The following is a 12334-nucleotide window of genomic DNA, read 5'->3' as shown; positions in this document are numbered from 1 at the left end:
AATTTAGATATCAACAGACTTTATTATTTTTGTTGCTTTAGAAATAGTTTCTTTGCTTATAGTTAGTGGAGGCAATAAACGAATAGAATTATTTCTAGTTTTTACAGTTAATAGCCCTAAGTTTAGAAGTTCTTGATGGAAACTATCAAAATACTCTGGATATATTTGTAAAGCAATAAAAAGACCTTTAGCTCTTATTTCTTGGATATATTTAGAATTTATTTTTCCTAACTCTTTAACAAAAAAATCACCTAGAAGTTCAGCATTGTTAGCTAAGTAATCTTCTTCTAATATTGTAAGAGCTTTGTATGCAATAGCAGATGCTAGAGGGTTTCCACCGAAGGTACTGCCATGATCACCAGGTTGCAATACATCCATAACTTCATTTTTTCCAAGAAAAAGTGATATTGGTAATACTCCACCACCTAGAGATTTGCCAAGTGTCATTCCATCAGGGTCTAAATTATAATGTTCTTTAGCAAAATTTTTTCCAGTACGGCCCATACCTGTTTGTATTTCATCTAGAATAAATAAGACATTGTTTTCTTTACAAATCTCTTGGCACTTATGTAGATATTCATTATCAGGAATTACAACTCCTCCTTCACCTTGTATTGGCTCAATAATAATTGCCGCTGTATTTTTTGTAATAGCTTTCTTAAGAGCTTCTAAATCATTGAATGGAATAGAAATAAAACCTTTAGGCATGGGTCCAAATTTTGCTTTATAAGCAGGGTTAGATGATGTGCCTATTGCTGTTATTGTTCTACCATGAAAGCTATTATCAAAAGTTATTATTTCTGCAGAGTCCTCAGGTATTTGTTTTTTTACATATCCCCATTTTCTGATTACTTTTATAGCAGTTTCTATAGCTTCAGCACCGCTATTCATTACAATAGCTTTATCCATATTTGTCAAAGTACATGCTTTTTCTAATAATTTTGCTAACGCTTCATTATGAAAAAGTCTTGGCACAATTGAAATTTTATTCACCTGCTTGAATAATGCCTCAAGAATTTTTGGGTTGTTGTGACCAAAGTTTGCAGATGATATACCAGTTGCCATATCTATATATTTTCTACCTAAATCATCATATACGTAAGCATTATCTCCTTTAACGATAGTTATAGGAGTAGAGGCTATTATATTGGCACCATACTCTTTTGTTGTATTGATTGTTGTTTTCATATTGTATCTCCTCATTTCTCTTTTAAAAGAATAATTAAAAATGAATAAAAAGTAAAATTTTATAAATTATTGTAAATATTTATTCTTTTTTAGTAAATAATTATTCACTTTTTATTTTTTAGATGTTAAGTTGATTATCAAGCACTAGCTTATGAGATGAGATAATGATGGAGAAAATTTGTATTGCAGGGATAAATGGTTACACTGGACAGCTTCTTAAGGAGCTAATAAATAAACATCCTAACTTTGAGTTAGCCGGAAGTTTGGGAGTATCTAAGCAAGAAAATAAAGAATATACATATTCTTTGGATGAGGTGAGTGTTGAAAACTTTAAGGTAGACTTTTTGTTACTTGCTACACCAGCAGATATTTCTATAGAAATATTACAAAAGCTCAATGATAAAAATATACAAGTAAAAGTCTTAGATCTAAGTGGAGCTTTTAGACTGAATAAAGATTTATTAGCATCTTGGTATGGATTATCTCATTCTATAGATGGTCTTGAGAAGGGTGCTAAATATGGTCTTTCTCCATATGTTAAATTTAGTCAGCAAGATAACGTCATAGCAAACCCAGGATGCTATGCTACATGTGTACTATTATCTTTATTGCCTTTGTTAAAGCATCAGCTAATAAAACCTAATAACTTAGTTATAGATGCGAAGTCAGGTGTTTCTGGAGCTGGTAAGAAAGCTAGACAAGATCTGATGTTCGCTGAAATGCTTAATAACTTTTTTCCATATAAGATTGGTAAGCATCAACATATTCCAGAAATATTAAAAACTTTAGCTGAGTTTGATGTTAAAGAGGATGAGTTTTATTTCAATACAAGTATGCTTCCAGTCCATTCTGGTATTGCTATTACTATTTATGCAGATCTTAATTTAGAGAATGAAGCCTCAGAAGAAGAAATTAGAAATTTAGTCAGTGATGCTTATAGCAAGGAATATGCTGACTATTCTTTATTTAAATTCATTGATATAGCAGGAGAGAATGATAATGAAAAAATATCATCTTTCTTATCTATAAAAAGTGTAGTTGGTACACCTAATACTCATTTAGGATTTTCGATTAAAAATAATAAAATCATAATTTTTTCTTTTATTGATAACTTACTAAAAGGTGCAGTTACTCAAGCTATTGAAAACTTGAATAACTATTATGGCTTTCCTATAACCACAGGATTATAAAAAAGGAGATAGAGATGGAGAGTTTATTTAGAACAAAATTACCAAAAGGATTTTTAGCAGGTGGGGTTAATAGTGGGATAAGACTCTATCGCCCAGATCTAGGAGTTATAGTTTCAGAGAAAGATTGTAAAGCTGTAGGTGTTTTTACAAAAAATAAATATAAAGCTGCTCCAGTGAGATATTGTATGAACCTATTGCCAGCTAATAATATTAAGGCAATTGTTACTAATAGTGGTCAGGCTAATGCAGCTACTGGTGAGATAGGTGATAAACATAATCAACAAGTGGTTGATAGCCTTGCAGAAGAGATTAATTGTTCATCTAATCAAGTGCTCATAGCCTCAACAGGTGTCATTGGTCAGCAGATGCAAATTAATAAAATAACTTCAGCAATACCTAAACTATTAGGTAGTTTATCTAATATTGCTGATAAATTTGCTCTTTCGATACTTACCACAGACTTACTGCCAAAATCTGTTTATAAAAAGATCGAGTTATCTACAGGGGAAATAACTATCACTGGGATTTGTAAAGGCTCTGGAATGATTAATCCTAATATGGCGACAATGCTAGGATATTTTTTAACAGATGCAGATATTGATATTAATTTGGCTCAAGAGATTCTAAAAGAATCAAGTGCTAGTAGTTTTAATATGATTTCAGTAGATGGAGATATGTCGACAAATGATTGTGCTTTTATGATGGCTAATGGTGCCAGTGGAGTAACTATTTCTTCAGATAAAGATATCAAAATATTTAAAGAAGCTATATATGAGATAGCTGTAGTTCTAGCTAAAAGCATCGCAAGAGATGGAGAAGGAGCAACTAAGCTGATTGAAGCAAAAGTTGAAGGTTTAAGTGATATTGAAATAACTAAAGAATTAGCAAAAAAAATTATTTCTAGCTCTTTAGTAAAAACAGCTATATATGGAGAGTCTCCTAATTGGGGAAGAGTTTTAGCAAAGATAGGTGAAGTAGATATAGATGAGCAAACTCTCGAGTCCTGTCAAATCTTTATGCAAGAACAAAAAATCTTTGCTAATGGTTTACCAGTTTTAGAAGATTTGACCAGCCTAAAACAATCTATGAAAGAGGACACTATCGTTATTAATGTTAAATTTTCACAAGGAAATGAGTGTGCAACTGCATGGGGTTGTGATTTAACTCAGCAATATGTGAGTATAAATGCGGAGTATTTATCATGAAAAAACTAGCTAATAAAAAAATCTTAATAAAGCTTGGAGGCTCTGTACTTGAGGATGAGCAAGTTATGAAAAACTTATGCCACGATATAAAAAATCTAAAGAACGAGGGTGCAGAAATTATTATTGTTCATGGAGGAGGGAAATTTATAACTAAATGCCTAAATGAACAGAATATGGAAACTTGTTTTATGGATGGTTTAAGAGTTACTCCAAAAGAGCATATGGATATATTACAAATGGCTTTGTATAAAGTTAATAAGAAGATATCAAAAGCTTTTAGTAGTATTAGTTTAGAAGGTATGGGTATATCAGGTGAGGATAGTAATCTACTTACTTGTGACTTTATAGACAAAAATAAATATGGCTATGTAGGTGAAATCAAAAATGTTAATCCAACAGCTATTTTTAAATTATTATCTCAGGGTTTAATTCCCATAGTGGCAACAGTTAGCCTCACTGATAAGTTTGAATCTGTAAATGTTAATGCAGATAATGTTGCAGCAGAATTAGCTATAGTATGTGATGTGGATGAGCTTATTTATTTAACAGATCAGCAGGGAGTTTTAGATAACTATGGAAACTTGATTCCAAGTTTGTCAGTTACAGATATTAAAGGATTAATTGATCAAAGAATCGTTGCTGGAGGTATGAGCATAAAGTTAAATTCAATAAAAGATTTTTTAAATTGTTCGAAGAAGACAATAACTATATTAAATGGAAATGAGGAGAAAATTTTGACCAGAAAACTTTTATTAAAAGGAGGAAATAGTTTAGGAACAACTTGTATGTTTGGAGGGATGATATGAAAAAATTATCTTTTAATAATTTATTATCTGGAGCAGAGATAAATCAGGAGGATTTTGCAAATATAATGCTCATAGCAGAAGATATGAAAAACAACCCAAAAAAATATAAAAATGCTTTAGAAGATAAAATAATATCTTTAGTTTTTGATAAACCATCTCTTAGAACTCGCTTTAGCTTTTCAGCAGCTATTATGGAAATGGGGGCTAATGTAATAGAAAGTGTTTCGGCTTCTAGAAAAAAAGAGGAGCCAAAAGATTTTATAAGAGTTGTACAAAATTATTGCTCAGCAGTTGTGATTAGAACTTTTGCAGATAGTCATTTAGAGGAGATGGTTAATTACTCAAAAGTACCTATTATAAATGCTTTGACAGATTTATATCATCCTTGTCAAACATTAGCAGACCTATTAACTTTAAAAGAAGTTTTTGGAGATCTTAAATCTCTTAAGGTAGCTTATTTAGGAGATGCCAATAATATTTTATACAGTTTATTACTTGTGGCTAATACCATTGGCCTCGAGGTGCATTATGCATGTCCAGAAGGGCACAAGCCAGATCAAAAGGTTTTGGATCAGCTAAAGCATGTTAGCATTGTGAAAAGCTTTGATAACCCTAAAGAAGCTGTAGAGGGTTGTGATGCAGTATATACAGATGTTTGGTGTAGTATGGGATTTGAGCCGTGTACAGAAGATGCTTTTGAAGGTTTTCAGGTGAATAAAGAACTTATGTCTTACGCAAATGATAATGCTGTCTTTATGCACTGTATGCCTATGGAGAGAGGTAAGGAAGTAAGTGAAAACCTACCAGATGATGAATGCTCAGTTATCTTTCAGCAGAGCTTAAATAGAAAGTTTGTTCAGAAAGCTGTTTTGTATATGTTGTTAAAAGACTCTTATACCACGATATATTAATAATCCTATTGATATAATACCTATGATTATAATTATAGCGTCTATAAAAGGAGTGGTTATAAATGAAATGTAACAAAAGACTTTTATAGGCTTATTACATTTAGGCATATTATAAAACCATTCTGGTTTTAGATAATATGCCCAACTATAAAAATAACATAGTCTATGAAAGCCGATAGAGTGAGTAGGGGCATCATGTGCTTTTGCCATAGATACGGGTAGGTCGTAAGAGTAAAGACAAAAAGATGAAAATAGAAAATATAAAATCCTATTATCAGAAAATTTTACTTTAAATGCTTTATTTAATTCTTCTGACATTTCTTTACTATTGTATTCTGGAGCAATATTTTTAATAAAATAGTCATCAAACTTTCTTAGATATAATTTATTAAAAAAATATATGTAATATGAAATCCCTTGAGCTAGTAAAAATAGGCAAAAAATAATATAAAGGCAAGATTCTATAGTATAGCTAAAATTAAATGAAGTGGAATATAATCCTTTTATTGGAAAAATTGTAAATAATACAATAGTTAATATTAAATAAAATACCCATGTAAATCGTATAAGTATAATAAGAAATATAATTATAAATAATAAAGAACCTGATGAATGATTATATTTGAATAAGGCACTAATATTTATTAATTTTGAATTATCTAGATATGCTAAGGCACCAAAGGTGGCAATTGCTATAATTATGCGAATATATATTTCATATCTATATGTAGTTTTTCTACTCTTTTCTGATATATGATTTAAAAGATAGAAATCTTTATTTAAAAGCCATTTTCTATCCCATTTTCTTGTCCAATATGGCGAGGCATTTGGATATTTTGGATTGAAATATTTATTTTTTTTCATTCTAAGGATATGTTTGAGTTAAAGAGTTAAGTCAGTGTGTAAGGAGATTTCATTATCAACAATCTTAATATAGTTTCCTTTTTTGAACCAATCGCCTAAAACATATCTTGTATAGCCATTTTCTTCATGGATATGCATTTTATGAGTATGTCCATGAATAACAATGTTACAGTCTTTTTTATATTTTAAGATTCCTTTTTCTGTAACATCAATATTTGGCTTCTGAGTATTTTTCTCATAACTATGGTTGCGAGCTGTTTTAGCTAGGCGCTGTCTTATGAATAAAGGAAGTCTTCTAAATAGAAATTGTAGAATTCTATTTCTTGCTAGAGATCTATAGAACTGATAGCTTTTATCATCTGTACAAAGCAGGTCTCCATGAGCGAGCACTATCTTATTTGATCCAACTTTAAGATAATAAGGATCTTTTATTATTTTAACACCACTTTGCTTTTCAAATTTTTTAGAAATAAGAAAGTCTCTATTTCCATGCATAAATAGAATCTCTAAACCATTATCAGAAGCTTTCTTAAGGTATCCAGTTATTTGGTGATAAAAAGCATCTGTATGATCATCTCCAATCCAATAATCAAAAAAATCACCTAAGATGAAAAGTTTATTTTTTTGACTAGAGATACTTTCTAGAAAGTGTCTAAATATCTCAGCTATTTTAGAATTATTAGCATTTAAATGAAGATCTGCAATTATATAAATATCTTTATGCACCATATTTCTCGCGGTATAGTTTAAATTTATTTATCATTTCTGAGTCTAAATGATCTCTTACATAATCATAAATATCATCAAAGTTTGTAATAGATTTTACGGGAATATTGAATTCATTCTCTATTCTTTGTGTAGCAGAAATATCTAAGTCTTTCGCTTTTTCTTGTCTATCAATAGATAGGACTACACCTGAAATCTTAGCATTTATATTTTTTAATTTATTGTACGACTCATAGAAAGCAGTACCTGCTGTCATTACATCATCAACAAGCAGAACTTTTTTATCTTTCATATCAGCCCCTACAAAAAGACCACCTTCACCATGATCTTTTGCTTCTTTTCTATCAAAAGCATAAGGAACATCTTTATTGTATTTTAAAGCTAATACCGTAGAGATTGCTGCGGCTAAGGGAATTCCTTTATAGGCTGGACCAAATAATACGTCAAATTCTATTTCTGAATCCATAATAACTTTCGCATAGTAATCAGCTAAAGTAGCTAGCTGCTTTCCTGTATTAAAGAGACCGGCGTTAAAAAAATATGGACTAATTCTTCCAGATTTTAGAGTAAACTCTCCAAACCTTAGAACATTATTATGTAAAGCAAACTCAACAAACATTAGAAAACTTAATGGTAAATATTTCTAGATGAAGTATAAATAATATGAAAAAAAATACCAAGTTTTCATTCAAATATTATTTCCCTAATAAAAAATTCTTTTTATTGCTATAATCGTAGATAACTATGTTTTATAAAAGCATTCTTTAGGACTTATATGTATAAAGATATTTCGAAAGCAAAAATTCTTGTTGTGGGTGATGTAATGCTTGATAAGTATTATCATGGTAGTTCCGATAGGATTTCTCCAGAAGCACCTGTCCCTGTAGTAAACGTAAAAAATGTAGAGGATAGAGTTGGAGGAGCTGGCAACGTGGCTTTGAATATTAGTACTCTTGATGGGGTTGTAGGAATCTGTGCCTTAGTAGGAAAAGATGAGTCTGCGAATATATTAGAGAAAGAGCTGTTAAAAGGAAAAGTTCAGACGACACTTGTTAAAACAGAATATCCAACTATTACAAAACTAAGAGTTTTAGCTCAAAAGCATCAGCTTGTAAGGCTTGACTTTGAACAAAACTTTAATGATATTCCCAAAAATGAATTTATTGATGAGTTTCAGAAAATATTGCCAAACTTTAATACAGTAATTTTATCTGATTATGGTAAGGGTACTTTAAGTAATACAACTTTATTAATTGAAAAGGCAAAAGCAGCAGGCTGTCAAGTTTTAGTAGATCCTAAAGGAACCGATTTTAGTAAGTATAGTGGTGCAACAGTCATTACACCAAATTTTAAAGAGTTTGAAACAGTTGTTGGTAAATGTCAATCAGAGGACGACATAATAAAGAAAGCTATGGAATTAGCTAACAAATATAATATAGATAATATACTTATCACAAGAAGTGAAAAAGGTATGACTATAGTTAAAAAGAATGGTGATAATAAAACTATTCCAACAGTTGCAAAAGAGGTTTTTGATGTAACTGGAGCTGGTGATACGGTTATTGCTGTTTTATCGATAGGTATTTCTCTTGGATATACAGTTGAAGAATCTATGAATATAGCAAATGCAGCAGCTGGAATTGTTGTCGGCAAAATAGGTACAGCTACGGTTACTTTAGAAGAGTTACATGTAGCATTATCAGGGAACAGAGGTTTTAAATTTGGTATAGTTTCTCAAGATGAGCTTGCTCAGATGACTAATGATCTTTCTTTAGTTGGTGAGAAAGTTGTAATGACAAATGGTTGTTTTGATATTCTACATGCAGGACATGTTGAATATTTGCAAGCAGCAAGAAAATTAGGCGATAAATTAATAGTAGCCGTGAATACAGATGAATCAGTTGTTCGCTTAAAAGGCCCTGAAAGACCGATAGTTCCTTTACAAGCTAGAATGGAACTTTTAGCAGCTTTAGGGTGTGTTGATTGGGTGGTGCCTTTTTCAGAGGATACTCCAGCAAATGTCATAGAAAAAGTTACACCTAATATTTTGGTTAAAGGTGCAGACTATACAGTTGATAATATTGTTGGTGCTGAACATGTTATTTCAAATGGTGGAGAAGTAAAAACTATTACTCTAAAACCAGGTTTTTCAACAACAAATATTGTTAATAAAATAAAATCCAGTAATTAAGGTTATTTAGGTTTATGAGTAAGCATGTTCATATTTTGGGTGTTTGTGGAACATTTATGGGATCATTAGCAGTTCTTGCTAAACAAAGAGGTTATAAAGTCACTGGTTCTGATCTTAATGTTTATCCTCCAATGAGTACATATCTTGAAAGTCAAGGGATAGATATAATTAAAGGTTTTGATGTTTCTCAATTAGATAACAAGCCTGATGAAATTATCATAGGTAATGTTATGAAAAGAGGGTTACCTATAATAGAGAAAATATTAGATGAAAAGCTTAATTACTTTTCAGGTCCTTCATGGCTGTATGAAAATGTCTTAAGACATAAGAAAGTTATCGCAATTTCTGGTACTCATGGAAAAACCACAACAACTACTATGACTATAAAAATATTAGAGCAAGCAGGCTTAAATCCTAGCTTCTTGGTTGGAGGAATTAGTGGGGATTTTGGAGTATCATCAAGATACACTGATTCTGAGTATTTTGTAATAGAAGCTGATGAGTATGATACTGCTTTTTTTGATAAGAGATCGAAACTAATTCATTATGATCCATATATTTTAGTTATAAATAATATTGAATATGATCATGCGGATATCTTTAAGGATATTGATGCTATTTATTGGCAATTTCATCAACTTCTAAGAAAAATGCCAAGTAAAGCTAGTGTTATATATAATGCTTCTGATGAAAATGTTCAGCATATAATAAACATGGGCTGTTGGTCAAAGAGAGTTCAGACAAATATTGAAAACTCTATTCATATAGATAAGCATAGTAGTGATTATTCAAGTTTTAGAATTGTTAATGGTACGGAAGAATTATCAGTTAATTGGGGCTTTATTGGACAACATAATGCACTAAATGCATTAAGTGCATATTCTGTGGCAAAACAGATTGGAATTGATGATAAGGATATTTTAGATGCACTAAATAGTTTTAAAGGTGTCAAAAGAAGATTAGAAGTTATCTTTAAAAATGAGAGAATAACTTTATATGATGATTTTGCACATCATCCAACATCAATTAAACTTACTTTAGATGCGGTAAAAAATAAAACTCCAGATGCATATGTTTTAGCTTTAGTTGATCCTAGATCAAATACAATGAAAGATGGCAGCAATAAAGATTTTTTACCTCAAGCACTGCAGAGAGCTAATAAGGTTCTATTTTATAATCATAAATTATTAAAATGGGATACAAAGTCTACACTCAATGATATTGATACAGTTGTATATATTGATGAAGCTGAAAATTTTAAAGAGCACGTTTTAGAAGTATTAAAACAAGAGAAAGGTAATAAAATAGAAATTGTTATGATGAGTAATGGTTCTTTTGATGGTTTAAGAGAAACATTACCAATTTTACTAGGAGCGGCAAGTGAGTAGTCTAGTATATGGCATACATGCGGTAGAAAGCTTAATAAAAACAGATAGTGCTAGTAAAGTAATTATCCTTAGTAAAGGTTTACATAATCCACAGATAAAGAATATTCTAGAGTTGGCGAATAAAAAAGGAATAGAGCCAGAGATTATAAATAATATTAAGCAACTTCCAGAGAGATTACCGAGAGATGTAACACATCAAGGCATATTTGCTTATAGTTTAGAAAATAATCAAAAAATGTATGATGAAAAAGATCTAAAAAGGTTACTTCCACAAGATAAAAATGCTTTCATATTAATCTTAGATAGTGTTCAAGATCCTCATAATTTAGGCGCTTGTATTAGAACAGCACATTCTGCTGGAGTTGATTTTTTAGTTATCCCTAAAGATAACAGCGCTACAGTAAATGCAACTGTCAAAAAAGTTGCTTGTGGGGCGGCAGAACATTTAAAAATTGTAGTTGTTACTAATCTTTCTAGAGCAATTGAAAAGCTAAAGGAACAAGGTGTATGGGTGATTGGATTAGCTGGTGAGGCTGATGAAAGCTTATATGATATGAACTTGCAAGATTCTATAGCTTTAGTGGCTGGCTCAGAAGGAAAAGGGATGAGGCAAAAAACAAAGGCTAATTGTGATTTTCTAGCTAAGCTACCAATGTATGGGGAAGTATCTAGTCTAAATGTTTCAGTTGCTTCTGGAGTTTCTATGTATGAGGTTGTTAGGCAAAGGAATTTTGTAAAGGAATAAAAATAATTATATAAGTTATGCAATTTGCTTTTTTAAATAGTAAAAAATACGCAGCAATCAATGCAGCAAAAACAGTTATAGCATGTTTAATAGCATATGCTTTAGGTAGGCTCTTAGATAGCTTTTTTAGAGCTGAGCAAATGTATATGTGGATGGTGATAACTGTTTTAGTTGTTATGTCAACGCAGCCAAATCTTGGTGGTGCTTTAGATAAAGCTTTGATGCGTTTTGTTGGTACTATAATTAGCGCAAGTATTGCAATTGTAATAATCCTGATTAGTTTCAATAAGGTTGAAGCCTTTTCATTAGCTTTTATTTTTATTATGGTGGCAGTTTTTATAGCTGGGGCATCTTCTAAATTTAGTTATGCAGGATCCTTGGCTGGAATAACAATGATAATTATTATTTTAAATGAAAATGCTAGTGTTGAACTAGCTATATTTAGAATGATAGAGATTTCTCAAGGTATAGTAATTGCATTACTTGTAAATAGATTTGTTTTTCCAATAAGGGCAGAAAGAAGGCTAAAAGAAAGCTTTTCTAAAACTATTAATGATATCAGAACTTTTTATGAAATTTTATTTCATGAAAGAGGTAGTATTCATGAAGACTTGATGACTAATATTTTTTCAGAGTTTACTAAGCAAATTAATTTGATTAAAGAAGTTTCTTATGAAAATAAAACTCAAGTAGCAAAAGAATATCAGAAAATGAGTTTATATATACGTAGACTTTATAGATACATGATTCTAATTTATGACTACGTTGATACTAGTATAACTGAAGATGATAAAGAGTCATTGCTTAAAGATACTACTTTTATAGATATCGAAGAAAAAACTCTACAAATTCTGGGGCATGTAAGTAAGAGTATAGAAAAAAATAAGCAAGTAGATTATAAAGAGATTTTAGCTTTTGAAACCTATGTTAAAAATAATTTTGAAAATATAGTTTTATTGAATGGTTATGGTAATCAAATCTTGGAGTTCTATATTAAAACTTTTTTAAAAGCTTTAGAGGAATTAGCTGTAGAGCATAACTATATTGCAAGCCATTAATTATTGAATAAATTATTATTTTAAGCTACAATCTTGGACTACTTTTTTGTCTTTTTATACTT

The 12334-nt window shown here is 30.6% G+C and carries 12 protein-coding genes; 8 read left to right on the top strand and 4 right to left on the bottom strand.

Annotated elements, in window-relative coordinates; translation table 11 throughout:
• Nucleotides 1-3: 3 nt before the first annotated feature.
• On the bottom strand, nucleotides 4-1188 hold the full coding sequence (rocD, locus tag DNK87_RS02870; RefSeq protein ID WP_119330294.1) for an ornithine--oxo-acid transaminase: 1185 nt from the start codon (nucleotides 1186-1188) through the stop codon (nucleotides 4-6).
• Nucleotides 1189-1352: 164 nt separating this feature from the next.
• Between rocD and argC the strand changes: the two genes are divergently transcribed.
• From argC to argF, 4 genes are read left to right on the top strand one after another with little or no spacing between them, the layout of a single operon-like run.
• Nucleotides 1353-2378, top strand: a complete 1026-nt coding sequence (argC, locus tag DNK87_RS02865) for an N-acetyl-gamma-glutamyl-phosphate reductase (protein WP_119330295.1) — start codon at nucleotides 1353-1355, stop codon at nucleotides 2376-2378.
• A gap of 14 nt (nucleotides 2379-2392) precedes the next feature.
• A complete protein-coding gene (argJ, locus tag DNK87_RS02860; protein ID WP_119330296.1) occupies nucleotides 2393-3583 on the top strand; it encodes a bifunctional glutamate N-acetyltransferase/amino-acid acetyltransferase ArgJ in 1191 nt (396 codons plus the stop codon).
• Nucleotides 3580-4389, top strand: coding sequence for an acetylglutamate kinase (gene argB, locus DNK87_RS02855; protein WP_119330297.1), 810 nt, complete (start codon nucleotides 3580-3582; stop codon nucleotides 4387-4389). The genes argJ and argB overlap by 4 nt, the downstream gene beginning before the upstream one ends.
• Entirely contained in the window at nucleotides 4386-5300 is a 915-nt protein-coding gene (gene argF, locus DNK87_RS02850; protein ID WP_119330298.1) for an ornithine carbamoyltransferase, read from the top strand. Before argB ends, argF begins: the two co-directional genes overlap by 4 nt.
• Here the strand turns inward: argF and DNK87_RS02845 are convergent.
• Genes DNK87_RS02845 through pyrE form a run of 3 tightly spaced genes read right to left on the bottom strand, consistent with a single transcriptional unit; the run spans nucleotide 5271 to nucleotide 7509 of the window.
• Nucleotides 5271-6164, bottom strand: coding sequence for a hypothetical protein (locus DNK87_RS02845; RefSeq protein WP_119330299.1), 894 nt, complete (start codon nucleotides 6162-6164; stop codon nucleotides 5271-5273). The two genes, argF and DNK87_RS02845, sit on opposite strands and share 30 nt — an antisense overlap.
• Nucleotides 6165-6182: 18 nt before the next feature.
• The gene (locus DNK87_RS02840) at nucleotides 6183-6893 is read right to left on the bottom strand and encodes a UDP-2,3-diacylglucosamine diphosphatase (RefSeq protein WP_119330300.1); all 711 of its coding nucleotides are present in this window, start codon (nucleotides 6891-6893) and stop codon (nucleotides 6183-6185) included.
• Nucleotides 6883-7509 carry an orotate phosphoribosyltransferase gene (gene pyrE, locus DNK87_RS02835; protein ID WP_119330301.1) on the bottom strand — a complete coding sequence of 209 codons (627 nt, stop codon included), beginning with the start codon at nucleotides 7507-7509 and terminating at the stop codon, nucleotides 6883-6885. The genes DNK87_RS02840 and pyrE overlap by 11 nt, the downstream gene beginning before the upstream one ends.
• 156 nt (nucleotides 7510-7665) lie before the next feature.
• On the opposite strand from pyrE, the gene hldE reads away from it, so the two are divergent.
• The 4 genes from hldE to DNK87_RS02815 are packed head-to-tail and all read left to right on the top strand — an operon-like array spanning nucleotide 7666 to nucleotide 12272.
• On the top strand, nucleotides 7666-9081 hold the full coding sequence (gene hldE / locus DNK87_RS02830; RefSeq protein WP_119330302.1) for a bifunctional D-glycero-beta-D-manno-heptose-7-phosphate kinase/D-glycero-beta-D-manno-heptose 1-phosphate adenylyltransferase HldE: 1416 nt from the start codon (nucleotides 7666-7668) through the stop codon (nucleotides 9079-9081).
• A gap of 14 nt (nucleotides 9082-9095) precedes the next feature.
• Complete coding sequence (gene mpl / locus DNK87_RS02825; protein WP_119330303.1) at nucleotides 9096-10469, top strand: UDP-N-acetylmuramate:L-alanyl-gamma-D-glutamyl-meso-diaminopimelate ligase; 1374 nt, start codon at nucleotides 9096-9098, stop codon at nucleotides 10467-10469.
• Entirely contained in the window at nucleotides 10462-11214 is a 753-nt protein-coding gene (gene rlmB / locus DNK87_RS02820; protein ID WP_119330304.1) for a 23S rRNA (guanosine(2251)-2'-O)-methyltransferase RlmB, read from the top strand. The genes mpl and rlmB overlap by 8 nt, the downstream gene beginning before the upstream one ends.
• Before the next feature lie 17 nt (nucleotides 11215-11231).
• Complete coding sequence (locus tag DNK87_RS02815; protein ID WP_119330305.1) at nucleotides 11232-12272, top strand: FUSC family protein; 1041 nt, start codon at nucleotides 11232-11234, stop codon at nucleotides 12270-12272.
• The last annotated feature ends 62 nt before the right edge of the window (nucleotides 12273-12334 follow it).

Source organism: Pseudofrancisella aestuarii, assembly GCF_003574475.2.
GTDB classification, from domain to species: Bacteria; Pseudomonadota; Gammaproteobacteria; order Francisellales; family Francisellaceae; genus Francisella; species Francisella aestuarii.
Note: the sequence above shows the minus strand (reverse complement) of the source record. Positions and strands in the feature narration are given on the sequence as shown.